Source organism: Xenorhabdus griffiniae (assembly GCF_001028135.1).
In the GTDB taxonomy this organism is placed as follows: Bacteria; Pseudomonadota; Gammaproteobacteria; order Enterobacterales; family Enterobacteriaceae; genus Xenorhabdus; species Xenorhabdus bakwenae.
The window spans coordinates 1-25,738 of sequence record NZ_LDNM01000053.1 but is presented as its reverse complement, the minus strand read 5'-3'; the positions used below and the strand labels follow the sequence as shown (position 1 = coordinate 25,738).

Genomic DNA, 25,738 nt, shown 5'->3' with positions numbered 1-25,738 from the left:
TTGCTCCCGTTGAATTGAATTACAGTACGTATTTTCTCAGAACTTCCGCAATGCCGGGTTGAGTATTATCCCGTGTAACAATATCTGCCCGTTCTTTAACGGCATCGACGGCATTACCCATAGCGACACCCAAACCAACGTTCTCCAGCATACTGAGATCATTATAATTATCACCAAAAGCAATCACATCGTTCATGCTCATGCCTTGCGATTCCACCCATTGCTGTAACCGTATGCCTTTGCTATTGCCTTTCTTGGCGATATCTACCTGATCAAACCATGACCATTCACACTCAAGGCCAACATTTTCCTCAATTTGTTCACTAATCTCACGCAGTTTTACTAAATTGGATGAGCTGGTAGCAAACTTCCAAATCGCATTCACATTGTGGATTGCATCGTGAAAACTCTCTGTTTGCTGGACATTCGGACGTTGGTGTTCAGGCAGAGAATCCGACCATGCAAGAGTTCGGACTACAGTGTGAGGAAATTGATATAAAATGGCATCATCAACATACATCAGATGCTGAATCTCCGTGTCTTGCAGATAGGAAAGTGCTTGAGAGGCTTCTTGAACGGAGAGCGGATTAGAGTCCAATACTTTCTTAGCATGATAATCATAGGAATAAGTCCCATTGCAGCAGATAGCAGGCGTATCGAGTTGCAATGCCTGATAGAAAGGATGGATGGCGACATGATGACGTCCAGTGACAATCAAAACGTTGATACCTGACTGGCGGGCTTCATTTAAGGCTGCCAGTGATTCTGGCAGGATACGTTTTTGTGGATCGAGCAGTGTTCCATCGAGATCCAGCGCGATAACGTTATACGACATGAGTTGGCCTCTGAATTGTCTATGATATAAACGAAATATTATACGTCAGTTGAACAGAGTTAAACCGTCATATGGGCAGTGTAGCAGTTAATAATTTTTTAAGAGTCTTTACAGATCAATAAAATGGCAATGAAGTATTAAGGAGAGAACATGAAACAAGTGGTTTATACAGCTAGCCCAAGTAGCCGACAAATTCACGTATGGTCGCTGAATGCGGCAGGGGAACTTGCACTTCTCCAGACCGTCACTGTGCCGGGTGAAGTACAGCCAATGGCTGTCAACCCTGACGGTAAACACTTATATGCAGGAATTCGTCCGCAATTTAGTATTGTCACTTATGCAATTGGGGAAGATGGATGTCTTGAACAGCAGGCCATTGCACCATTGCCGGGTAGCCCGACCCATATATCCACTGACAGAGCAGGGCGTTTTTTATTTTCTGCTTCCTATAGCTTTAATAACTTAAGCGTCCACCCTATTGATGAAAATGGAACTGTTAAAGCACCAAACCAAATTGTCGAAGGGCTGCAAACGCCGCATTCTGCCAATATTGATCGGGAAAACCGTCAATTGCTGGTTCCATGCCTGAAAGAAGATCATATCCGTATTTTCAATCTGGATGGGCAGGGTTATCTGACTGAGAGCCGGACAGATGAAGTGACAACAGCAGCGGGTGCGGGGCCACGCCATATGGCATTCCATCCGAAAAAACAAGCTATCTACGGCATTAATGAGTTGGATTCAACGGTCGATGTTCTGCGTAAATGGGAAAAATATCGTATCGTGCAATCAGTTGATTCGCTGCCGACTGATTTTTCCAATGTTCGTTGGTCGGCAGATATTCACATTACACCGGATGGCCGGCACCTTTATACCAGTGAACGTTCAGAGAGCCTGATCAGCCATTTCCGCGTGTCAGAAGATGGCTATCACCTGACATTAGCCGGACATTATCCGACAGAAACTCAGCCTCGTGGTTTTGCCATCGATCACAGTGGTCATTTCCTGATTGCAGCAGGCCAGAAATCAGATCAGATTTCCGTATCACGTATTGATAAATATTCGGGGGAATTAACGCAACTGGCGCGTTATCCGGTTGGCAAAGGCCCGATGTGGGTGACCGTATTAGCATTGTGAGTTATTCAACGTCCAGTCACATGACTCTGTGACTGGAAGCTATTCCTTGTGCTAAAAAATTGACGCTAAGTTAATAACGGAATATACCAATCCAACTTCAAGATGCGTGTTATATTTCCCCGCACAGCGTGGAAATATAAGGCCTCGCATTGTCAGGCGGATTGCAACTTGAAGTTTATCGAGTATATAACTTATTGATGTTGGATCAAATTAAAAGATCCGACACCAGATAAAACAATAGGATATGTGATTAATATGTGATTTTGTTGGACGGAATATAAATCCCCCAAATAAACATTTCCTTTTAAAAGACGTAATATAATATTCCTTGGGTAAATATAAAGTTGAATATTTAATGGGGCGTTGATAATGGAATAAGGGTATTTTACGACACCGCCAAGATGAATATTATTAAAATTCAACAGAGGTGTATTATACCCTCCCTGAATATAGCCATTAAAATTGGTTTTTTTCCCTGTATTGGGTTGATGTCCAATGATGGCAGAGTTAGATGATAGCTGGATAAAAGGATAGCTACCATATTGATAATAGGTGTTAATGTTAAAATACCCACTGACAAATTCTGTTTGTTGCAGGGCAGGACTGGTTAATGAATCTGGTTTGACATTTTCTGCAAACAAATGGGCTAATTCAGGCTTTTCTTTTGCCAGAGTTTCGTAATGTAAAATTTCTTGTTCATATTTATTTCTGGACAGTTCAAATACATCTTGCATTTCTTCATTGGAAGATGTGATCAAGTTTTCTCTATTCATGATATTTTCCTCTTTGTTTAAATGAGTGTGATTACGTCATGAATATACCAAATAATTTCTTTTTAAGTGACGCAATAGCCTCTGTTTTGGTCATTAATATTTGTCAGTGATTGTCGTTTATATCAATCCTGCTTCAAGATGCGTGTTATATTTCCCCGCGTTGTTTTGCGGATTGCAACTTGAAGCTTATCGAGTATATTCTTCTTTAATTTATTGCACCTGTAATTGCATTTGTCAGTTTTGACAGTTGTTCTGGTTGAATAATATAAGGCGGCATCAGGTAAATTAACCGGCCAAATGGCCTGATCCACACCCCATGTTGGACAAAATGGCGTTGCAATGAAGCGACATTGACGGGCTGTTCCATTTCAACCACACCTATCGCGCCTAACACCCGAACATCTTTGACTAATCGGTGTGATTTGAGGGGAAATAATTCCGTTTTTAATTGAGTTTCAATGGATTGAATACGCTGTTGCCACGGGCTATCAGCAAGCAATTTCAGGCTGGCACTGGCGACGGCACAAGCCAGAGGATTGCCCATAAACGTAGGGCCATGCATAAAACAGCCCGCTTCACTTTGGCTGATTGTTTCAGCAACATGACGGGTAGTCAGGGTTGCAGATAATGTCATATATCCCCCCGTCAATGCCTTGCCTAAGCACAATATATCGGGTTCGATCTGTGCGTGTTCACAGGCGAATAACTTGCCGGTTCGCCCGAATCCGGTAGCAATTTCATCGGCAATTAATAAAAGCTGATATTCATCACAAAGCTGACGAACCTGGCGTAGGTATTCAGGATGGTAAATCCGCATCCCACCAGCCCCCTGAACAATAGGTTCTAAAATCACGGCAGCAATTTCATCATGATATTGCAGTAATAATCGTTTGAAAGAATCAATATCTTCCGACTGCCATTCATCACCAAACTGGCATTGCGGAGCATCGGCAAACAGATGATTGGGGAGATAGCCTTTGTACAGATTATGCATGGAGTTGTCTGGATCGCAAACTGACATGGCGCCAAAAGTATCACCATGATAACCCTGACGCAGAGTCAGGAAACGATGGCGTTTTTTCCCTTTGGCCTGCCAATATTGCAATGCCATTTTCAGGGCGACTTCGACGGCGACAGATCCTGAATCCGCCAGAAAAACACACTCCAAAGTATCCGGTGTCATCGCCACCAATTGTCTGCACAGTGCAACCGCAGGAGGATGGGTTATGCCGCCAAACATAACATGGGACATCTTATCGATCTGTAATTTTGCCGCCTCATTGAGAACAGGATGGTGATAACCGTGGATAGCGGCCCACCATGAAGACATACCATCAATCAATGTACGACCGTCTGATAAAACCAGCTCCACACCTGTCGCGGAGACGACAGGATAAGTGGGAAGTGGATGTGTCATTGAGGTATACGGATGCCAAATATGGCGCTGATCAAATTCAAGATCGGAGGGGGTCATAATCACTTTGATGTAAACCTTTCTTGTTTCATTTTGGTTGACATGATAGCGCCATTATTTAAACTGACAACGTTTTTTACATCGGAGATGTTATTGTGAGCGAACGTCAACAATGGACAGTTAAACAAGCACAAGAGCTGTTTGATAAGCCTTTTTTTGAATTATTATTTCAGGCACAACAGATACACCGTGAACATTTTGATCCACAACAAGTACAGGTCAGTACCCTGCTTTCGATAAAGACGGGGGCTTGCCCAGAAGACTGTAAATACTGCCCACAAAGTTCCCGTTATAAAACGGGTCTGGAAAAAGAGCGGTTGATAGAAGTGGGAAAAGTCATTGAATCAGCCCGCAAAGCGAAAAATGCCGGTTCAACCCGTTTCTGTATGGGGGCTGCCTGGAAAAACCCGCATGAACGTGATATGCCGTATTTGGAGAAAATGGTCAGGGAAGTCAAAGAGCTAGGGATGGAAACCTGCATGACGCTAGGCATGCTGAACCCCTCTCAGGCACAGCGTCTGGCAGAGGCGGGTCTGGATTATTACAACCATAACTTAGACACCTCGCCAGAATTTTACGGCAATATCATCACCACCCGCCGTTATCAGGACAGATTGGAGACTTTGGGTCATGTCCGAAATGCGGGGATTAAAGTTTGTTCCGGCGGTATCGTTGGTTTGGGCGAGCAAATTCGTGATCGGGCAGCATTATTGGTGCAATTGGCTAATTTACCGAAGCCGCCGGAAAGTGTTCCTATCAATATGCTGGTAAAAGTACAAGGAACGCCACTGGCAGATAATGAAGATGTCGATCCTTTTGACTTTATTCGTACTATTGCGGTGGCGCGGATCATGATGCCAAAATCTCATGTTCGCTTATCCGCAGGGCGTGAACAGATGAATGAACAAACCCAGGCCATGTGTTTTATGGCAGGAGCTAACTCCATTTTCTATGGCTGTAAATTGCTGACGACCCCAAACCCGGATGAAGATAAAGATCTGCAACTGTTCCGCCGTTTGGGCATCAATCCTCAACAGACAAAAACGATATTTGGTGACAATCAACAACAGCAGAATTTGACGGAAGCCATTATTCATAATGTGGATAACGAACAATTCTATAATGCGGCAATATGATGAGCTGGTCAGACTTTTTCTCCCGACGTTTGGCCGAACGTCGGGGCACCCCGCTATGGCGGAACAGGCAAGTCCATCACGGTTCTGATGGGCGGTTATTAGCCACTTCGGATGGCCACTATCTTAATTTTTCCAGTAACGACTACCTTGGGTTGAGCCAACATCCGCAGATTATTGCGGCCTGGCAACAAGGTGCCCAACAGTATGGCGTCGGCAGTGGAGGTTCAGGGCATGTTACCGGTTACACTGTCGCGCATCATACTCTGGAACAACAATTGGCTGAGTGGTTGGGATACTCTCGTGCTTTGCTTTTCATTTCCGGCTATACCGCTAATCAAGGCGTGATCGCGGCGTTGATGGCAAGGGAAGATCGCATTATTGCCGATCGCCTGAGCCATGCATCGTTGCTCGAAGCAGCAATGCACTCTCCCGCACAACTTCGACGTTTTCTGCACAATGATATCGGATCTTTGCAGCAACATTTGGCAAAAGCATGTCCCGGTAAAACGCTGGTGATAACGGAAGGTGTTTTTAGCATGGATGGCGATTGTGCCCCACTTGACGCTATAGCGCAGCAAGCGAAATCTACGGCAAGTTGGCTGATGGTGGATGATGCTCACGGCATCGGCATTCACGGTGATGAAGGGCGCGGCAGTTGCTGGCTGCAAAAAGTTAAACCGGAGATTCTGATTGTCACCTTTGGTAAAGCATTCGGATTGAGTGGTGCCGCAATTTTATGTGATGAGCAAACCGCAGAATACCTGCTCCAATATGCAAGGCATCTGATTTACAGTACCTCAATGCCCCCTGCACAGGCAGTGGCACTTTCCGAAGCAGTACGGCAAGTTAAGGCTGGGGATGAATTGCGTCAGCGGTTGCGAGACAACATCCGTTACTTTCGCCGCGAAGCACAGCATCTGCCTTTTGCTTTGATGAATTCAGAAACGGCCATCCAGCCGTTAATTGTTGGTGATAATGCGTGTTGTACCGCACTGTCTCATGGGCTTAAGCAAAAAAAAGTGTGGGTTAAAGCGATACTTCCCCCCACGGTTCCCTCTGACAGTGCACGATTGCGTATTACATTGACCGCAAGCCATACCCGGCACGACATTGAGGCATTACTGGAGGCACTGCATGGATCTGGTTGTTAAATCTGCTGACAAGCAAGCGATTGCCGGTGCTTTTGGCCGTGCGGCTGCCAAATATGACACGGTGGCTAAATTGCAACAGCAAACCGGTGAGTATTTGATGGAGTTGGCACAAGCGGAAGATATCGGTATGCGGATATTGGATGCGGGGTGCGGAACCGGTTTCTTTAGTGCTCGCTGGAAACAGCTGGGGAAACAAGTTATCGCACTGGATCTGGCTTCCGGTATGTTGGGACATGCAAAAGGGCAGCAAGTTGCTGATTATTATTTGCAAGGGGATATCGAACATTTGGGATTAGCGGATAACAGTGTTGACCTCTGTTTCAGTAATCTGGCGGTACAATGGTGTAATGATTTGCCCTGTGCATTGCGCGAATTCTATCGTGTTACCCGTCCTGGTGGTCTTATCGTCTTTTCCACGCTGGCACAGGGTTCGCTGAATGAGTTGGCAACCGCGTGGGCGCGGGTGGATGATTATCGGCATATTAATCACTTTCTGCCACTGCAAACAATGACCCGGGCCTGCCAGCCCTATCGACATAAAATGATTCACCGGCAATATGACCAACGCTATCCACAATTGTTGCCCTTACTGAATTCGCTAAAAGGGATCGGTGCAACACATCTTCATCACGGCCGCCGGCAGGGATTAATGACGAGAAAACGTCTCAATACCCTTGCAGAAGCCTATCCACGGCACAATGGGGAGTACCCATTAAGCTATCAGATTGCTTTTGGAGTCATTTATTGTGACAAATAAATATTTTCTGACAGGAACCGATACCGCAGTAGGTAAAACGGTGGTGAGTTGTGCTTTGCTGCAAGCGGCTAATAAAAAGGGATATTTAACTGCCGGTTATAAACCTGTGGCATCTGGCAGTGAAGTGACGACTGAAGGAATACGTAATGGTGATGCACGGGCCTTGCAGCGTAATAGCACGGTGCCACTCACTTATCAGGAAGTGAATCCGCTGGTATTTGTAGAACCGACATCGCCGCACATTGTCAGTGCGGCACTTAATCAGCCAATCGATTTTTCTGTTTTATCAAAGGGCTTGGCAGCACTGGCAAAAAAATCTGACTGGATTTTGATTGAGGGTGCAGGAGGATGGTACACGCCCTTATCGGAAGATACGACTTTTGCTGATTGGGTGATTCAGGAGAATTTGCCGGTAATTTTAACCGTCGGGGTTAAATTGGGTTGTATCAACCATGCGGTATTAACCGCAAAGGCTATTCAGTATGCGGGGCTAAAACTGGTAGGCTGGGTTGCCAATGAAATTGAGCCAGCCGGCAAACGCCAGGCTGCTTATCTGGCGACACTGGAGCGCATGATCCCTGCACCTTTACTGGGGATTATTCCTCATCTGAGTGAATCATGTGATAAAAATCACATAGGAAAATATATGACTATTGATTATTTGGTTAACTAATTGTTTACTGTGGGTTAGCTAGAATTACTGCTGACTGCGGTTCTTTAATCGCTGTTCTTGCGTAGAAGATGTTTTACTGCAACAACGATTGAGCCATTTTTGATCAACAAATAGCGTGAATCAATCTCAAAGCAGCATAAAAATATTCCACTATTGAAAAAATTTATCAGTGGGGATAACTCTGCAACTGCCCATACTTAATAGGTTTTGCTGAGTTATCCACTATTCCTGTGGATAACCTTGTGTATTAGTTTTAGAAAAGTATCCTCGTGCAAGGCAATACGCGGCTTGCGACAGATTTGCTGTTATTCTCTACTTGGATTTTTTTATAATTAAAATCAATGCGTTAAATAAAATCAATTCCTTTTTCCATCCCTTTGCTATTCAGTGCTTTATCATTTCAGTTGTTAATACAAAAATAGAAACAAGCCAGATTATTAGCTGGGGATAAAAATAGTCATCCTTGATGTTAAATAAAGGTTAATACCATAAGATTAATAACATCCGGGCAATAACATTATTTTGCCAACTACTTGAAGCTGGTTTTTTATCCAGTATGATAAAAAGAATTTTGTCGATGTATGGATGGCGTGGGGAAAATGAGCAAAGAAACGAGCAAGGTATTCAAGTTATATTCTGATTTTAAGCCGGGAGGCGATCAGCCATCGGCCATCAGACAATTACAGGAAGGGTTGGAAGATGGGCTGGCTCACCAGACGCTTCTGGGGGTAACGGGATCGGGTAAAACTTTTACGATTGCTAACGTTATCGCAAACTTAAATCGCCCCACGATGATCCTCGCCCCGAATAAGACATTGGCGGCACAGCTTTATGGCGAAATGAAAGCATTTTTCCCTGAGAATGCCGTGGAGTATTTTGTTTCCTATTATGATTATTACCAACCAGAAGCCTATGTACCCAGTTCTGATACCTTTATCGAAAAAGACGCTTCAGTGAATGAACATATCGAGCAGATGCGCCTGTCGGCAACGAAAGCCTTGCTGGAACGCCGTGATGTCGTAGTGGTAGCTTCTGTCTCCGCGATTTACGGTTTAGGTGATCCTGATAGTTATTTGAAAATGATGCTTCATTTAACTGAGGGTATGTTAATTGACCAGCGTGGCATCTTGCGTCGTTTAGCGGAACTGCAATATACCCGCAATGATCAGGCATTTCAGCGCGGAACATTTCGGGTACGTGGTGAAGTCATTGATATTTTCCCCGCCGAATCGGATGAGTGCGCTTTGCGTGTAGAATTGTTTGATGATGAAGTCGAACGCCTTTCCCTGTTTGATCCGCTGACGGGACAGGTAGAATACCATGTGCCGCGTTATACCATCTATCCCAAGACCCACTATGTTACACCGCGTGAACGTATCCTCCAGGCGATGGAGGAGATCAAGATTGAGTTGGAACAACGGCGCAAGCTCCTGTTGGCGTCAGACAAGTTATTGGAAGAACAGCGTGTCACCCAGCGAACCCAATTCGATCTCGAAATGATGAATGAACTGGGCTACTGCTCTGGTATTGAAAACTACTCCCGTTATCTGTCTGGACGTTCTGCCGGTGAACCCCCGCCAACGCTGTTTGACTACCTGCCGGCAGAGGGGTTGTTGGTGGTGGATGAATCCCACGTGACTATCCCACAGATTGGCGGGATGTACCGAGGGGATCGCTCCCGCAAGGAAACCTTGGTGGAATATGGCTTCCGTTTGCCGTCAGCGCTGGATAACCGTCCATTGCGGTTTGAGGAATTCGAGGCCTTGGCACCGCAGACTATTTACGTTTCAGCTACTCCCGGTAAATATGAATTGGAAAAATCCGGTCATGAAGTTGTTGAACAAGTTGTGCGTCCGACGGGGCTGATTGACCCAGAAGTTGAAGTCCGTCCTGTGGCAACTCAAGTGGATGATCTGTTGTCTGAAATCCGTATCCGTGCAGTAAAAAATGAGCGTGTGCTGGTCACAACTTTAACCAAACGGATGGCGGAGGACTTAACTGAGTATTTGGAAGAACATGGCGAGCGAGTGCGTTATCTCCATTCCGACATTGATACCGTAGAGCGAGTGGAAATTATCCGTGATCTTCGTCTCGGTGAATTTGATGTTTTGGTCGGCATTAACTTATTGCGTGAAGGCTTGGATATGCCGGAAGTTTCTCTGGTGGCGATTTTGGATGCAGATAAAGAAGGTTTCCTTCGTTCAGAACGCTCCCTGATCCAGACCATCGGCCGTGCAGCACGTAACTTGCATGGTAAGGCCATTTTATATGGTGACAAAATTACAGATTCGATGGCAAGAGCGATTGGAGAAACAGAACGCCGTCGGGCCAAACAGCAGGCATTTAACCAGGAACATGGCATTGTACCGCAAGGTTTAAAGAAAAAAATTGGTGACATCCTGAAAATTGGTCAACCGGTTAATGGCAAAGGGAAGGCCAAAGGAAAAAGTAAAGTTACCTTGGGTTCAGAGGATTACCGCAACCTGTCAGCGAAAGAACTGGAAAGAAAAATCGGTGAACTGGAAGAGAAAATGTACCAACATGCACGGGATCTCGAATTTGAACAAGCCGCCAATATTCGTGACCAGGTTCAGGCATTGCGGGCGCAATTTATTACCAATTCCTGAAAATTGTTTTTGCAAGGAATCGCTATGGGCTGGTGATATACGGAATTAATTTTAGATGGAGAGTGAATGTCGCACTCTCCATTTTATAGATACTTAAACTTAACCAGAAATAACTACCCCAATTTTTGCAGGGTATGCTCAATTGCCTGACGCAATAGTTCACGGTCGTGGCGGTAAGGGATATCCTGTGCTTCCAAAACCTGTTGTGTCACAATGCGGCCACTGAAAGGGCTGATATCGGTACGCGGGCCGACAATAAGCGCACTGATCATTTTGCGGCCTATCTTATTTTCCATGATAGCCAGTTTATCTTTTAACGATAGACTGGCAGCTGCATGGCTGAGTTCTTTTCCTAAGTTACCGATATAAATCAGGTTTGCATTACTGCGCCGCAAGGATTGTGTCAAATCTTCCAATAGCAACAATGGCATCAGGCTGGTGAAAAAACTGCCCGGGCCAATCAGAATCAAATCGGCCTGCTCAATGGCATCCAGTGCTTCTTTAGTGGCATTAACGTGAGGGTAAAGCAATAACTCTCGTGGTACACAATTGAGCTGATCGATATTTACTTCACCATACACAGTATTGCCTTGATCATCGACAGCCATTAAATCAACCGACTGCTCTGACATCGGAATCAACTGTGCATTGACTTTCAGTAGATTGCGGAGCAGGTTAATCGCCTCAAGAGGACGGACACTTAAATGATCCAGTGCTTTCAACATCAGGTTGCCTAAATTGTGCCCGGATAATTCGCCATTGCCACTGAACCGATATTCAAACATGGCAGAAGCAATAGTCGGTTCCGTGATTAACTGATTGAGGCAATTGCGCATATCTCCCCACGCAATCCCGCCTTCCGAACGTCGTATTCTGCCAGTTGACCCCCCATTGTCCGTTGTCGTGACAATGCCTGTCAGGCGTGCTCCGAGGGAAGAAAGGGAAGACATAACGCGTCCAAGTCCATGACCGCCGCCGAGGGCGACAACGCGATCCAAATCAGCTAATGTGCGATTTCGCATAGGATTCCTGTTACTGGCTAAACGTAGGGGCTTTAATAAATCGCATGTAATTTATCACAAAATATAATGCTTTCAGACATTGATGTGATTTTATGCAATCATTGCGAATGACAGACTGGAAATACCGTAGGGAGCTGATGTTATTGCGGTTAGTTAACTCGTTGTATAATAAGATATATGTCGAATCAGAAATTAGCTTTTTATTTTAGGTTCATATAAAATTTAATTGATATTAACTCCTGGCCTCTGTGTCTAAGTCTCTGTTCTATCAAATGGATATCACATTGATATGATGCTCTGGCCGTGACTCCTGAATCACCAGGATGTCAGGTAGAAATGCCGGCATCTCCCATACCTGGAAGGTGTTATTGTGGAACAACTTGTAGATGCATTCTCGCGCAAGTTCTATTATTTGAGATTGTCTATTACTGATGTGTGTAACTTCCGTTGCACCTATTGTTTGCCTGATGGATATCGGCCTCACGGCCCTAAATCATTCCTTTCCCTGCCAGAAATTCGTCGCATTAGCCGGGCGTTTGCTGAACTCGGCACAGAAAAAATCCGCCTGACAGGGGGAGAACCCACCATGCGCCGTGATTTCTGCGACATTATTGCAGCGGTTCATGAAAATCCACAAATCAAAAAAATTGCAGTCACAACTAACGGTTACCGTATGGAGAGGGATATCTCACAATGGAAATCGGCTGGCCTGATAGCGATTAACGTGAGTATTGATAGTTTAGATCCCCGCCAATTTTACGCCATTACCGGGCAAGATAAGTTTTTCCAGATCATGAGTGGCATTGACGCGGCTTTTGAGGCGGGGTTCAACACAGTGAAAGTTAATGTCGTGCTGATGAAGAATGTGAATGATAGCAACCTGCCTGCCTTTCTTGATTGGATTAAACATCGTCCTATCCAGCTGCGTTTTATTGAACTGATGGATACGGGAGAAGGCAGGGACATTTTTCATCGTCATCATCTTTCAGGAGACGTGATCCGCCTCCAACTGTTACAACAAGGGTGGCAGCAACAGCAACGTGCGCGTAGTGATGGGCCGGCTCAGGTTTTTCGTCATCCCGATTATCAGGGAGAAATTGGACTCATCATGCCGTATGAAAAAGATTTTTGCCAAAGCTGCAATCGCCTGAGAGTATCTGCAATTGGCAATCTTCACTTGTGCTTGTTTGGTGAACAGGGCATTCCATTACGTGATTTATTGTCTGATGATGCATCACTGGATGCTCTTAAACTCCGTATTCAAGGGGGATTACGTCATAAGCGTGAAACTCACTTTTTACATCAAGGGGATAGCGGGATCACCCCGAATCTTTCTTTTATTGGCGGTTAGTTTGGCTGCCAGATTTATTTTTCGAAAGCCGTTTTTCAGGAGCGTTAAATGTCTCAATTAACCCATCTCAATACGTCGGGTGAAGCTCATATGGTGGATATTTCTGCCAAATCAGAAACAGTACGTGAAGCACGGGCAGAAGCCTTTGTTGAAATGCAGGCTGAAACCTTAGCCATGATTATTGCGGGTGATCACCACAAAGGGGATGTGTTTGCGACCGCCCGTATTGCCGGTATTCAGGCGGCAAAACGGACGTGGGAATTGATCCCGCTTTGCCATCCGCTGCTGCTGAGTAAAGTGGAAGTTCAACTGGAAGCACAAACAGAGCACAACCGGGTCAGAATTGAATCCTGCTGCCGTTTGACGGGGAAAACAGGTGTAGAAATGGAGGCTTTGACAGCGGTATCCGTGGCTGCTTTGACCATTTATGACATGTGCAAAGCGGTACAAAAAGATATGGCCATCGGGCCTGTGCGTTTGTTAGAAAAAAGGGGTGGCAAATCAGGAAATTTTAAGGTGGAGGTATGATAAAAGTACTTTTTTTTGCTCAAGTCCGCGAGCTGGTGGGAACGGATTCACTTGAACTGCCTAATGATTATCCAACTGTAACACATCTTCGTCATGCACTGACTGAAAAGGGAGAACGATGGGCACTGGCACTGGAAGCAGGCAAGGTGTTGTCTGCCGTCAATCAATCTTTTGTCCATGCTGAACATGCTTTGAAGGATGGTGATGAAGTGGCTTTTTTCCCGCCGGTTACCGGGGGGTAAAATGGAAAATACGCGGATCAGTGTCCAACAAGAGACATTCAGTGTTGGGGAAGAATATCAATGGCTTTCACAATGTGATGAAGATGGCGCAGTGGTGACTTTTACCGGAAAAGTTCGCAACCATAATTTGGGAGATAGTGTTAAGGCGCTGACATTAGAGCATTATGCTGGTATGACAGAAAAGATGTTGCAAAAAATTGTTGACGAAGCCCGCCAACGTTGGACTTTGCAACGCGTCAGCATTATTCATCGCATTGGTGAATTATCCCCAGGGGATGAGATTGTATTTGTTGGTGTCACCAGCTCTCACCGCAATATGGCTTTTATGGCGGCTGAATTCATTATGGATTATCTAAAGACTAAAGCCCCATTCTGGAAAAAAGAATCGCTTGTAGAGGGCGAGCGCTGGGTAGAGGCAAGACAAAGTGACCAGGATGCGGTAAGTCGCTGGAAAAACAGCGTTTGGTAGATCGTTCTGCAGACTATCTCGAAAACTAGACAACTAAATAATATGTCACTGAAATTGCCATTAATTGGCGGATGGTTTTATTAATGTTCTATGCTAATGTATAACTTTTGAATAGATTGTTTATTTTTAAACATTCTTAATCTCTCAACACTGTCATGAAAAGGTAATCATCATGGATCGATATCAACGTTCTAATGATTCGATTGTCCAGAAAACTGGTTCTGGTATACAAACATATATGGCACAAGTCTACGGTTGGATGACTTGTGGCTTGCTGTTAACCGCATTTGTTGCATGGTATGTGGCAAATACCCCTGAAATTTTATTCGCCATTTTCAGTAGCTCCATTGTTTTTTATGGCTTAATCATCGCACAGCTTGCATTAGTCTTTGTGCTGTCTGGTTTGGTGCATAAAATGAGTGGCGCATTGGCGACAGGGCTGTTTATGCTGTACTCCATGCTAACGGGCTTGACACTTTCCAGTATCTTTGTGGTTTATACCAGTAGCTCCATTGCCAGCACATTTGTCGTTTCAGCGGGTATGTTCGGTGCATTGAGCGTTTATGGTTATACCACCAAATGTAGTCTGAGTGGTCTGGGTAGCTTCCTGTTTATGGGGCTAATCGGTATCGTTCTGGCTTCTTTGTTAAACATCTGGCTGAAAAACTCGGCATTGATGTGGGTAATCACCTATATCGGTGTTGTGATTTTTGCTGGTTTGACGGCATACGATACTCAAAAACTGAAAGAAATGGGTGAACATCTGGATGTTAACGATAAAGAAAACCTGCGCAGATATTCGATCACGGGCGCACTGACTCTGTATCTGGACTTCATTAACCTGTTCTTAATGCTGTTGCGTATTTTGGGTGATCGCCGCTAATCACTGATCGATTAAATGATTTTCTGATAAAAAACCCTGCGTTGTCAGGGTTTTTTTATGATCATTTCACATCAAATCAAACAATGAAAATGAATTTGTAGTGATCGGTCTTGGGAAAATCATACAGACATAAATAACAACCGGATAGCGAACCCAATCAGCACGACTCCCATGACTCGCTCAAACCAATAGCCTTTCTGTATGAATTTATTACGAATCAATACATTTGAGAAAATGATACTAACCAATATAAACCATACGGCATTGACGACACACATCCAAACACCATAGAAGACTTGTATCAGAGTGGGTGTATTACTGCTTACCACGGTTGTGAAAACTGCCAAAAAGAACAATGTCGCTTTAGGATTAAGGGCATTTGTCATAAACCCCATCAGAAATGCTTTCCATCTGCTCTGTGGGACCAAAATACTTTCTTCACTCTCTAAGGTATCCAAATTAGCAGGCTTACTCCTGATAAATTTGATACCAAGCCACATGATATAAATTGCACCAACGAGTTTTGCCATTTCCATCAACCACGGAGTGGCATGCATTAACGCACTAATTCCCACCAGTGTATAGATGACATGTATTGATATCCCCGCGCCAATACCTACTGCCGTACATATTCCTGCCCAACGTCCGAATCTTACACTCTGCCGTATAGTTACCGCAAAATCTGGGCCTGGAGCAACGACGGCCAAGAAATGAATCACTGCCAGTCCCAGAAATTCTCCCCAATAGTTAGACAGCATATCAACTCCAGAATGACAATGAATTTTCTGTTCCACGATGGCCTATAAAACAAGACAGGCTCAAACGCAGATCATCGATACCCGCAGTCACAGAGTGCATGCGACGAGAATTAAAGATTAAAAGATCCCCTGCGACTGGTTGTATCTCGCGTGCTGGTTCACCAGGCCAAGAAGGCTCAATCCCATAACTATCACCACGCATCGCATCAAATTCTTCTGGAGAGAGTCCATCTTTCCAGATTTGTAAAGCGCCACCTTCACTGGGCATAGAAAGATAAGCATTAGCTGCAAATTGCGCCTTAAGACTCTTAGCCCTAAAGCTATCAGGAGCATCCTTAGCAAAAATGTCATGCCTTCCTTGAGGATGAAATATTGTAGACTTCAACCAAGTGGAATAACGTTCATTATCACGAGGAATACAACCAATTACTTCAACATTATCGGTCAGTGTTTGACTCGACAAATAATTACGTTTCGTCATATTTTATTCTCAGGTATTATTACAATTTGAACTATCTAAAATATATACCAACCCAACTTCAAGATGCGTGTTATATGTCCCCGCGTTGCGGGGAAATATAAGGCCTTGCATCGTATTGCGGATTGCAACTTGAAGTTTATCGAGTATAGAAGCCAGTTTTCTTATGATTTTATAAAAACAATTAACACTCATTAGAAAAAAAAGTAAAGTAATAACTGGCAGGGATATAATAAACACTATTTTAATTTTCATTAAAAAGCAGAAGAGAAAATTATCCCACGCTTAATGACAGACAATTCAATCAGGTGGTTTTTCACAGCTTTAAATTTATCAGGCAATCTTACTGCGAAACAGCCGATAAGCGATCCCCCCAGTTGTTACAGTAATCACCAATAAAGGCCATAAATTAGGCCAGATAACGAATAAATCAGCCCCTTTCAAATAAATTTGCTTGGTGATATCAGTAAAATGGCGGATTGGGTTAATCCAGGTGATGTTTTGTAACCAAACGGGCATATTCTCGACCGGAGAAATATAACCGGAAAGCAAAATAGCGGGCATCATAAATACAAAGACACCAATAAACGCTTGTTGCTGGGTGGAACAGACAGCCGAAATCAGCAAACCGAAACCCACCAGGGACAACCCATAAATCAGCATACAGCCATAAAATAGCAGCAATGAACCCGCGAAAGGAATTTGATAGAATAGCGTGCCAATCAGCAAAACAATGCTTGCTTGCATCGTCGCCACAACCAATGCCGGAATTGCTTTGCCAAGGAAAATTTGCCAGGTTGCCAGTGGGGAAACCAGCAACTGATCCAGCGTGCCTTGTTCCCGCTCACGGGCGACTGACAACGCGGTGACAATGAGAACACCAATCGTGGTAATCATGGCAACCAGCGATGGCACGACGAACCACTTATAATCCAAATTGGCGTTATACCAGTTACGCACAATAAGCTCGCTGTTATTAAAATTAGCGGTATTTCCCAACAGTTGTTTCTGGTAATTCATCACAATTTGTTGGATATAGTTGGCTGCAATTTGAGCGCTGTTTGAATTACGCCCATCCAACAAAACCTGAATTGATGTCGGTTTATGATTGGCGAGATCAGCACTGAAATGTTGTGGAAAGCGCACCAACAATAGTGCCTTGCGGTTATCCAGCGTCGGGCGGATCTGTTGTGAGCTGGTTAGCAAAAGAACATCAGGAAATGCTTTCGATTTTGCCAGCCGTTGGGTTAATTCAATCGATGCCTGTCCTTTATCCTCATTATAAATGGCAATCGTGGCATTTTTGACTTCCAGCGTTGCTGCCCACGGAAACAGGATCATTTGTATAATCACGGTCAAAATCAAAATGTTCCGTGTTTGTGGCTCCCTCAGAAGAGACTGCAACTCTTTCATGATGAGTGTATACAGACGATAAAACATGCTCTTTCCTTTTTAATCCAGATGCCGGCGCGTTTTCCACGCGGTCAGGCCGATAAAGACGATGGAACTGGCAATCAACAGGAGCAGGTTTGTCATCAACACAGTGCCAATGTTCCCAGCCAGAAAGAGCGTTTGCAGGCTGCTGACGAAGTAACGTGCCGGTATGACATAAGTCGAAGCCTGAATAAGCGCAGGCATACTGTCTATCTCGAAAACGAAACCAGACAACATAATGGCAGGCAAAAAAGCCACATTGAGAGAAATCATCGCCGCATTGAACTGATTACGTGTCAGGGTGGAAATCAGTAATCCCATACCCAAAGCGGTAGCGAGATACAGGCTGGAGACTAATGCCAGTATCCAGAGTGAGCCGCGATAGGGAACCCCCAGAACAAACACCGTAAATAGCATGCAGAGTACCATGACAAAAGAACCCAGCATTTGATAAGGCAACAATTTGGCGAGCAGCAATTCGGTGCGGGTAACCTGAGTTGAAAGCAGGGCTTCCATGGTTCCGCGCTCCCATTCACGGGCAACTACGAGCGAAGTAAGAATTGCGCCTACAACGGTCATAATAATTGAAACAGCCCCGGGAATAAGGAAATGCCGGCTAATGGCGGCGGGATTAAACCAATAGCGGATTTGTGTATCTATCAAGGGGGTCGTTGAAACCCCACGATTTTGTCCTCGTTGTTGTAACCAGGTTTGCCAGATGCCTTTGGTATAGCCCTGCACAAAATTAGCGGTATTGGGTTCACTGCCATCAGTAATCACCTGAATCGGAGCGTGGCTGCCAGTGCGGGCAAGCTGGGTATCAAAGTTGACCGGGATGACGATAATGCCGCGGATTTGGTTTTCCTGCATTTTTTTGATTAAGAGTGGGCGGTTGTCGCTGATGGTGGCATCAATATAGGGCGATCCCGTAAATACATGCACTAATTCTCTGGCGTCTTCACTCTGTTGCTCCATGAGAATACCGAGGCGAAGTTTGCTGGAATCCAGGTTAATGCCGTAACCAAAAATAAAGAGTAACATCAGAGGGATAACTACGGCAATCAACGCACTGCTAGGGTCACGGATAATCTGCTTAGTCTCCTTGATACAGAGCGCTTTCAATCGGCGCCCTGAGAAACTGACCGCCTTGCGGGGTGTGGTATGTTCAGGATGACTCATTGCGGCTCCTTATCGTAGTTCAATACGAGATAGATAAAAGCATCCTCCATAGAAGGGTTAGGGAGCGTATCCGTGGCAACCCGTTGTTTCAGTTCATCGGGCGTTCCGGCTGCGATCAATTTGCCTCGAAATACCAGCCCGATACGATCACAATATTCTGCTTCTTCCATAAAGTGAGTGGTCACCATCACGGTTACCCCTTTGTCTACCATGCCGTTGATATGTAGCCAAAATTCGCGGCGGGTCAGTGGGTCAACACCTGAAGTCGGTTCATCCAAAAACAGAATATCAGGTTCGTGCATCAATGCGCAGGAAAGGGCCAGCCGTTGCTTAAATCCGAGCGGCAGGCTATCCGTCTTTTGATGCAGGATTGGCTCAAGATTGAAAGCATGGATCATGCCGGACATCTTTTCTTGTTGATGGCGCCCTTTCAGGCCGTAAACACCAGAGAAAAACTTGAGATTTTGCTCAACCGTCAGGTTGCCATAAAGTGAGAATTTTTGCGCCATATAGCCAAGGCGCTCACGAGCCTTGCCTGAGCCGGTTTTTAAATCCATATCCAGAACTAATGCTTTGCCTGAAGAGGGGATCATCAAACCACACATCATTTTGAAGGTAGTCGATTTTCCGGCACCATTGGGTCCCAATAAACCAAATATTTCCCCGCGTTTCACCTGAAAATCGACCTGGTCAGTCGCCGCAAAATCGCCAAATTTTTTAGTCAGGTTACGGGCCTCTATCACGGTTTCGGTTGGGTCTGGCGGAATTTGCGGCATTATTTCCGCTAATTCGGAACGATGGGACGGGCCACCACCCAATAAATCGATAAATGCATCTTCGAAACGGGGTTCGGCCTCGAAGAGATGGGCTTCATGTCCCCCTATTTGTTGGAGTAAAGCATTTTTATCCGCTTCTTCTTTTAAGATCAAGCGAACATATTTTCCCTGAATCACTCCATCAGTCACTTGCGGCAAGGTGAGGGCATGCTGCAACATTTTACGCCGTGCATCTTGTTTGACATCAAGCAAAAAAGATCGACCCGCAATCTTGCGGGTTAAGTCTTGTGGCTGGCCGCGATAGAGCAGCTCACCTCGGTTCATCAGCAAAACATCACGACATAACTCGGCTTCATCCAGATAAGAGGTGCTCCATAAGATCAACATGCCGTCGGAAGCGAGTTCATGAACCATTTGCCATAACTCACGGCGAGCGATGGGATCAACGCCCACACCAGGCTCATCCAGCAGCAAAACCTTCGGGCTGCCCAATAAGGTACAAGCCAGCCCCAGTTTTTGTTTCATGCCACCGGACAATTTCCCTGCTAACCGTCCGGTAAAACGGGTTAAGTCCGTGAAGGTGAGTAATTTCTGAAAGGTTGTTGTGCGCACTTTGCCAAGTACACCACGCAGATCGGCATATAAAGTGAGATTCTCCATTACAGTTAAATCTTCATATAAGCCAAATTTCTGCGGCATGTAACCGAGTTCAGAACGGACTTGAACACTGTCCTTGATGGGATCAAGCCCCATGATTTCAATATTGCCGCTATCAGGCGTCAATAATCCGGCCAACATTCTTATCAGCGTGGTTTTTCCAGCCCCATCTGGCCCGACAAGACCCGTCACTGATCCGCCCTGAATTTCTACTTGTAGGTGCGAGACAGCAGGAACGCCCAGGCCGGGAAAAGTTTTCTCCACACCGTTCAGTTTTATCGTATAGGCTGAACTGGTCATGTTATCGCCTTACTTATTTGTTTCAGTTAAATTTGAATCGACAAAACGTAAGGTAACAGGCATACCTTGTTTCAGTCCCTCATCGGGATCAAGGACAATAATGCGCAGGCGATAAACTAAGTCCGTTCTTAAATCAGGTGTTTCGACATTTTTGGGGGTAAACTCGGCGGTTGGGGAAACAAAACCGATTTTGCCATGATAGGGCTGGTTTTTCCGGCCATCGGTATAAATCAGGACTTCGCGCCCGGCGATAGCCTGATTGAGGTTGGGTTCATCAATATATGCCCTGATCCAAACGGGATTAGTCAATGACAGGGTAAAAACCGTGTTGCCCGCCGCCAGCATGGTGCCTGGTTCAATGGCTCTGGTCAGGATCATTCCTGCCGAGGGAGAAGTGAGTTGAGTATCTTTTAGATTGAGTTCAGCTTGTGCTACAGCCGCTTCTGCCTGAATCAGTTGGGCTTTTGCTGCTGCAATTTCTTCTGTGCGATAGCCTGTTTCGAATTGACGCAATTTATCTTTTGCTGCCTGATAAGCTGCCAGTGCCTGATTGCGTCCGGTTCTGGCATTTTCCAGATCATTGGCTGAGAGGGTTTTGCTTTGCCACAAGCCTTGCTGGCGTTTTAAGAAACTATCGGCAAAACGGAATGCAGACTCTTTTTGCTTGACTTCTGCCCGTACCTGGGCGATTTCTTCGCTGCGATAACCCGCTTCAGCTTTGGCAAGATTTGCCAAAGCAACATCACGAGCCGCTTTGGCTTGATTCAAGGCATTAATAAAGGGGGCATCATCAAGGCGACCAATCATTTGGCCCACGGTTATGGCATCACCTTCATCCGCCTGTAGATCAGCCAATTTACCTGCAACCCGAAAACTGAGGTTAACCGTCCTGACATCAACATTGCCATACAGGGTTAACTCCCTGCTATTTTGTTCCTGATAATAGTAGATACCGACAATAGCACTGATAACAACAATAAGTGCCAATAGGGCAAGAGCAAACTTTTTACTGTTCATACCATCCCTTATGCCTTGTTCAATTTATACCCGCTATCTTTCAAGTGGTGGCTTCGTGTGTTACGCCATTGCTTAAGAACTATGGGGTATGTATTCTTGATTTTTTCTTAACCCATCAAGCAATAAATTGATGTGCTGAGATAAAACCTGATTGATTAATTCGTATTCTTTGGTGCCAATATTGTCCCACCCGGTTTGGCGCAATAAGGCTTCCCTGGCCAGACGGAAAGAGAGGATCTCACCCAATAAGGCATGGGTATGGATCTGGGTTGAAATCTGGCGTTCATCGGCACCGATATAATTGGCGATCAGTTTATTCAAGCGAGAATAAATTGGGGCCAATCCCTGTTCATGCATGACACTGTAAGCCTCTGTTGGCGTCAATTGTTCATGGGACATGATCCGGCTGATATTGATACTGCTTTTCTCGAAAATCAGGCGGTTATAGCTCACCATTCCCTGATGAATAAATGCCAATATTTGGTCTTTTTGGTAGGGTTTCGTTGTCTTAGCAAAAAAATGATCAATGGCTTCAATAAGAGGGGAAAACTCTGATTTTAGCTTATCGGCAATATGTTGCACGACGGCGAGGTATAACCCCTCTTTGGAACCGAAATAGTATGCGATAGCTGCGATATTTTGCTGTGCGTGTTGGGCAATGTTGCGGGTAGTCGCACCATCCAGACCTGATTTGCCAAAAATTTCTATTGCTGCTGTCAGAAGTTGTTGTTTAGCTTGTTCACCACGTAATGTCTGGACCTTCTTTGCTGCCATGTCAAAATATTTCCTGTGACAAAGAGTTTTCGGGAGTACCGAAGAATATATCAATCGTATGATTAACTTTAAAGCTAAAGTAAATCGATGTAAAGTTGATACAAATTGTCTTTTTAATAGACACCGATAAAAAATAATCTTCCAATTTTTGCTAACTTTCCTTGGTTAACGGGGTTCAGTCAATTTTAGTTTGATTTATTGGTCTCTTTAGGTCTGCGTGGAAAGACATATCTGTTATAATCCCGTCCTAATTATTGTGGTGCATTGCAGTTTGTGTCATTTCCTTGCGTTTTATCGCGTCTATTTTCTTCCCATAAAACTGCCCCTGAATTGATATCAGGTATGGTGAAGTCTGGAGTATTTCTTATTTATGAATTTTGAGTCACTCGGCTTGAAGGCTGACATTTTGCGTGCCGTTGAAGAACAAGGCTACGTGGAACCTACCCCCATTCAGCAGCAGGCTATCCCTGTTGTGTTATCCGGCAAAGATCTTCTGGCCAGTGCCCAGACAGGAACGGGAAAAACCGCAGGATTTACTTTGCCTATCCTGCAACTCTTAAGTGAAGCTCCGGTGCAGGCGAAAGGTCGCCGTCCGGTCAGAGCGCTGATTTTAACGCCTACCCGAGAGTTGACGGCTCAGGTGGGGGAGAATGTACGTAATTACAGTAAATATCTTAAATTACGTTCATTTGTTGTGTTTGGTGGTGTCAGCATTAATCCACAAATGATGAAACTGCGCGGTGGTGTGGATATTCTGGTTGCAACACCTGGGCGTTTGCTGGATTTGGAGCATCAAAATGCAGTGGATCTTTCCCACGTTGAAATGCTGGTTTTAGATGAAGCTGATCGCATGTTGGACATGGGCTTCATTCACGATATTCGTCGTGTGTTGAATAAACTGCCAGCAAAACGCCAGAACCTGCTCTTTTCTGCAACATTCTCTGATGAAATTAAGAGCCTTGCCAATAAGTTGCTGAAAGAGCCGGTAAGTGTAGAAGTTGCACGGCGTAATTCGGCCTCTGAACAGATTGAACAATCCATCCATTTCGTAGACAAAAAGCGCAAGGGTGAATTGCTCGCTTACATGATTGGCAGCCAGAACTGGCAGCAGGTGTTGGTATTTACGCGTACCAAACATGGTGCAAACCGGCTGGCGGAACAATTGAATAAAGATGGTGTGACGGCTGCCGCGATCCACGGTAACAAAAGTCAGGGAGCAAGAACCCGTGCGCTATCTGATTTTAAGACCGGGGAAATCCGCGCGTTGGTCGCAACGGATATTGCTGCCCGTGGATTGGATATTGACCAATTGCCACATGTCGTCAACTATGAGTTGCCAAATGTTGCCGAAGATTATGTCCATCGAATTGGCCGTACCGGGCGTGCAGATGCTACCGGGCAGGCAATATCGCTGGTGTGTGTTGATGAACACAAGCTCCTGAAAGATATTGAGCGCCTGTTGAAGCGAGAGATTCCACGCATTGCTATTTCGGGTTATGAGCCAGATCCTTCCATCAAGGCTGAACCAATCCAAAATGGGCGCAATGATCGTGGTAACAGTTCTCGTGGTAACAACAGTTCACGTAGTAGCAGTTCTCGTGGTAATGATTCTCGTAGCAATTCTCATGGAAGTAGTCATGGTTCTCATGGTAACGGCTCTCATGGAAATAGTCCTTGGGGCAGTGGCTCTCGTGATGGCCATTCACGTAGTGAACAGCCTCGCGGTCAGCGTCGTCAGCGAATCACAACCAAAACACCACGTGCCGTAACTTCGGGGAAATAACCCATGCGCGTTTTGCTGGCTCCGATGGAAGGTGTTCTGGATCCTTTGGTTAGAGAATTGTTGAGTGAAATCAATGATTATGACCTGTGCATGACTGAATTCCTGCGTGTGGTTGACAGCTTACTACCGGTAAAGTCTTTTTACCGGTTGTGCCCTGAACTGCATCATCAGAGCCGGACACCATCGGGCACACTAGTCAGGATCCAGCTTCTTGGGCAATATCCAGAATGGTTGGCAGAAAACGCATTCAGGGCGGTTGAGTTAGGATCATGGGGTATCGATTTAAACTGTGGCTGCCCGTCGAAGGCGGTAAATGGCAGTGGTGGCGGTGCTAGCTTATTAAAAGATCCTGAACTGATTTATCAGGGAGCTAAAGCCATGCGTGAAGCCGTGCCTGCACATTTGCCGGTAACGGTAAAAGCACGGTTGGGATGGGATTCTGCGTCACGTCAGTTTGAGATTGCGGATGCCGTCCAACAAGCGGGTGTAACCGAACTGGTTGTGCATGGACGAACGAAGGAAGATGGCTATAAATCAGAACGCATCAACTGGAAAGCGATAGGCGAGATTCGGCGTCGCCTTGCTATTCCTGTCATTGCCAACGGTGAGATTTGGGACTGGCAAAGCGCTCAGGCGTGTATCAAGATGACAGGATGTGATGCCGTGATGGTAGGCCGTGGTGCCCTGCATGTGCCAAACTTGAGCCGTGTCATTAAATATAACGAGCCGAAGATGCCGTGGAGTGACGTACTCAAGCTACTGCAAAAATATACTTATCTGGAAAAGCAGGGTGATACGGGGCTTTATCACGTTGCCCGTATCAAGCAATGGTTAGGGTATTTGCGCAAAGAGTACCATGAAGCGGATGAATTATTTATGCAAATCAGGGCATTAAAAACATCTACTGAGATCGCCAATACTATCGCTTTCGCCACAGATAAAGATTTAATGCGATATCCTGTCAATTTAGAGCCTCAACTTTCTTAACGGTAATTATTTTCCCCAGTGGCACATCGCTATATCGCATAATGGTATATATACCAAGCCAACTTCAATATGCGTGTTATATTTCCCCGCGCAGAGGGGAAATATAAGGACTCACGTCGTCTTGCGGATGGCAACTTGAAGTTTATCGAGTGTATTAATGAATTTTTATAATTAAATAATTTTATGGGAAAATATATTATTAAATAATAATTTGTTGCCATTTTTATTTAAATTTCCATTTGGCTATTTAAGTAACTTAATTGATGTAATGTTATTTTTGTGATTTATTCTGGAAATATTTTAGTGTTGGATGTAATATTATATATGTCGAATTTCAACAATGAAATGTCGCCATTATTTTTAATATCATAATGTAAAAAATCAAGAGTTCCTTAAAAGGATAATGAATTTTTTATTATTATTTCTCAAAGAGGAATTATAATGAGCACACAACAACACAATGTTTTTTTAAAAAAAATTATGAGCTTACCCACATTTAATCTTGAATTATCTAGTGGGGAAAGGGAGGTTCATCTG

24 protein-coding genes and 1 riboswitch are annotated in these 25,738 nt (G+C 44.8%); of the genes, 13 read left to right on the top strand and 11 right to left on the bottom strand.

Going from position 1 to position 25,738, the window contains the following annotated elements:
- Window positions 1-19 precede the first annotated feature (19 nt).
- Window positions 20-835, bottom strand: a complete 816-nt coding sequence (locus AAY47_RS12215; RefSeq protein ID WP_047770258.1) for a pyridoxal phosphatase — start codon at window positions 833-835, stop codon at window positions 20-22.
- Window positions 836-985: 150 nt separating this feature from the next.
- On the opposite strand from AAY47_RS12215, the gene pgl reads away from it, so the two are divergent.
- Window positions 986-1,972: a 6-phosphogluconolactonase gene (pgl, locus tag AAY47_RS12210; protein WP_047770256.1), complete on the top strand. Its 987-nt coding sequence runs from the start codon at window positions 986-988 to the stop codon at window positions 1,970-1,972.
- A gap of 191 nt (window positions 1,973-2,163) precedes the next feature.
- On the opposite strand, the gene AAY47_RS12205 is transcribed toward pgl, so the two are convergent.
- The gene (locus AAY47_RS12205; RefSeq protein WP_047770254.1) at window positions 2,164-2,745 is read right to left on the bottom strand and encodes a hypothetical protein; all 582 of its coding nucleotides are present in this window, start codon (window positions 2,743-2,745) and stop codon (window positions 2,164-2,166) included.
- Between the two features lie 205 nt (window positions 2,746-2,950).
- Window positions 2,951-4,219 (bottom strand): adenosylmethionine--8-amino-7-oxononanoate transaminase, encoded by a 1,269-nt coding sequence (gene bioA / locus AAY47_RS12200; RefSeq protein ID WP_047770252.1) that lies wholly within the window; start codon window positions 4,217-4,219, stop codon window positions 2,951-2,953.
- 95 nt (window positions 4,220-4,314) lie between these two features.
- On the opposite strand from bioA, the gene bioB reads away from it, so the two are divergent.
- From bioB to uvrB, 5 genes are all read left to right on the top strand, one after another.
- Complete coding sequence (gene bioB, locus AAY47_RS12195) at window positions 4,315-5,355, top strand: biotin synthase BioB (RefSeq protein WP_047770250.1); 1,041 nt, start codon at window positions 4,315-4,317, stop codon at window positions 5,353-5,355.
- The gene (gene bioF, locus AAY47_RS12190) at window positions 5,355-6,506 is read left to right on the top strand and encodes an 8-amino-7-oxononanoate synthase (RefSeq protein ID WP_047770351.1); all 1,152 of its coding nucleotides are present in this window, start codon (window positions 5,355-5,357) and stop codon (window positions 6,504-6,506) included. Before bioB ends, bioF begins: the two co-directional genes overlap by 1 nt.
- Window positions 6,490-7,263 (top strand): malonyl-ACP O-methyltransferase BioC, encoded by a 774-nt coding sequence (bioC, locus tag AAY47_RS12185; RefSeq protein WP_047770248.1) that lies wholly within the window; start codon window positions 6,490-6,492, stop codon window positions 7,261-7,263. Before bioF ends, bioC begins: the two co-directional genes overlap by 17 nt.
- Window positions 7,253-7,936 (top strand): dethiobiotin synthase, encoded by a 684-nt coding sequence (gene bioD / locus AAY47_RS12180; protein ID WP_047770246.1) that lies wholly within the window; start codon window positions 7,253-7,255, stop codon window positions 7,934-7,936. The genes bioC and bioD overlap by 11 nt, the downstream gene beginning before the upstream one ends.
- Window positions 7,937-8,535: 599 nt before the next feature.
- Entirely contained in the window at window positions 8,536-10,563 is a 2,028-nt protein-coding gene (gene uvrB / locus AAY47_RS12175; protein ID WP_047770244.1) for an excinuclease ABC subunit UvrB, read from the top strand.
- A 113-nt stretch (window positions 10,564-10,676) separates the two neighbouring features.
- Here the strand turns inward: uvrB and yvcK are convergent, their stop codons facing one another.
- Window positions 10,677-11,585 (bottom strand): uridine diphosphate-N-acetylglucosamine-binding protein YvcK, encoded by a 909-nt coding sequence (yvcK, locus tag AAY47_RS12170; RefSeq protein ID WP_047770243.1) that lies wholly within the window; start codon window positions 11,583-11,585, stop codon window positions 10,677-10,679.
- Between the two features lie 224 nt (window positions 11,586-11,809).
- Window positions 11,810-11,966: riboswitch (molybdenum cofactor riboswitch) on the top strand.
- On the opposite strand from yvcK, the gene moaA reads away from it, so the two are divergent.
- The 5 genes from moaA to AAY47_RS12145 all read left to right on the top strand — a co-directional run bounded on the left by moaA (window position 11,953) and on the right by AAY47_RS12145 (window position 15,058).
- A complete protein-coding gene (moaA, locus tag AAY47_RS12165; RefSeq protein WP_200897782.1) occupies window positions 11,953-12,936 on the top strand; it encodes a GTP 3',8-cyclase MoaA in 984 nt (327 codons plus the stop codon). It overlaps the preceding riboswitch by 14 nt.
- Before the next feature lie 48 nt (window positions 12,937-12,984).
- Window positions 12,985-13,464 carry a cyclic pyranopterin monophosphate synthase MoaC gene (moaC, locus tag AAY47_RS12160; RefSeq protein ID WP_047770241.1) on the top strand — a complete coding sequence of 160 codons (480 nt, stop codon included), beginning with the start codon at window positions 12,985-12,987 and terminating at the stop codon, window positions 13,462-13,464.
- Window positions 13,461-13,706, top strand: coding sequence for a molybdopterin synthase sulfur carrier subunit (moaD, locus tag AAY47_RS12155; protein ID WP_047770240.1), 246 nt, complete (start codon window positions 13,461-13,463; stop codon window positions 13,704-13,706). The genes moaC and moaD overlap by 4 nt, the downstream gene beginning before the upstream one ends.
- A 1-nt stretch (window position 13,707) precedes the next feature.
- Window positions 13,708-14,175, top strand: coding sequence for a molybdopterin synthase catalytic subunit MoaE (gene moaE / locus AAY47_RS12150; protein ID WP_047770239.1), 468 nt, complete (start codon window positions 13,708-13,710; stop codon window positions 14,173-14,175).
- Between the two features lie 172 nt (window positions 14,176-14,347).
- The gene (locus AAY47_RS12145) at window positions 14,348-15,058 is read left to right on the top strand and encodes a Bax inhibitor-1 family protein (protein WP_047770237.1); all 711 of its coding nucleotides are present in this window, start codon (window positions 14,348-14,350) and stop codon (window positions 15,056-15,058) included.
- Window positions 15,059-15,177: 119 nt separating this feature from the next.
- Here AAY47_RS12145 and AAY47_RS12140 read toward each other — a convergent pair whose 3' ends face one another.
- From AAY47_RS12140 to cecR, 7 genes are all read right to left on the bottom strand, one after another.
- Entirely contained in the window at window positions 15,178-15,816 is a 639-nt protein-coding gene (locus AAY47_RS12140) for a LysE family translocator (RefSeq protein ID WP_047770235.1), read from the bottom strand.
- A 1-nt stretch (window position 15,817) separates the two neighbouring features.
- On the bottom strand, window positions 15,818-16,297 hold the full coding sequence (locus tag AAY47_RS12135; RefSeq protein ID WP_152669806.1) for a 2OG-Fe(II) oxygenase: 480 nt from the start codon (window positions 16,295-16,297) through the stop codon (window positions 15,818-15,820).
- 330 nt (window positions 16,298-16,627) lie between these two features.
- A complete protein-coding gene (locus tag AAY47_RS12130; RefSeq protein WP_047770233.1) occupies window positions 16,628-17,734 on the bottom strand; it encodes an ABC transporter permease in 1,107 nt (368 codons plus the stop codon).
- A 12-nt stretch (window positions 17,735-17,746) separates the two neighbouring features.
- Window positions 17,747-18,907 (bottom strand): ABC transporter permease, encoded by a 1,161-nt coding sequence (locus tag AAY47_RS12125; protein ID WP_047770232.1) that lies wholly within the window; start codon window positions 18,905-18,907, stop codon window positions 17,747-17,749.
- Entirely contained in the window at window positions 18,904-20,640 is a 1,737-nt protein-coding gene (locus AAY47_RS12120) for an ATP-binding cassette domain-containing protein (RefSeq protein WP_047770230.1), read from the bottom strand. The genes AAY47_RS12125 and AAY47_RS12120 overlap by 4 nt, the downstream gene beginning before the upstream one ends.
- A gap of 9 nt (window positions 20,641-20,649) precedes the next feature.
- Complete coding sequence (hlyD, locus tag AAY47_RS12115; RefSeq protein ID WP_047770228.1) at window positions 20,650-21,657, bottom strand: secretion protein HlyD; 1,008 nt, start codon at window positions 21,655-21,657, stop codon at window positions 20,650-20,652.
- 72 nt (window positions 21,658-21,729) lie between these two features.
- The gene (cecR, locus tag AAY47_RS12110) at window positions 21,730-22,431 is read right to left on the bottom strand and encodes a transcriptional regulator CecR (RefSeq protein ID WP_047770226.1); all 702 of its coding nucleotides are present in this window, start codon (window positions 22,429-22,431) and stop codon (window positions 21,730-21,732) included.
- 370 nt (window positions 22,432-22,801) lie between these two features.
- Here cecR and rhlE point away from each other — a divergent pair, with 370 nt between their 5' ends.
- Window positions 22,802-24,214: an ATP-dependent RNA helicase RhlE gene (rhlE, locus tag AAY47_RS12105; RefSeq protein ID WP_047770224.1), complete on the top strand. Its 1,413-nt coding sequence runs from the start codon at window positions 22,802-22,804 to the stop codon at window positions 24,212-24,214.
- A 3-nt stretch (window positions 24,215-24,217) separates the two neighbouring features.
- Entirely contained in the window at window positions 24,218-25,201 is a 984-nt protein-coding gene (dusC, locus tag AAY47_RS12100; protein ID WP_047770222.1) for a tRNA dihydrouridine(16) synthase DusC, read from the top strand.
- The last annotated feature ends 537 nt before the right edge of the window (window positions 25,202-25,738 follow it).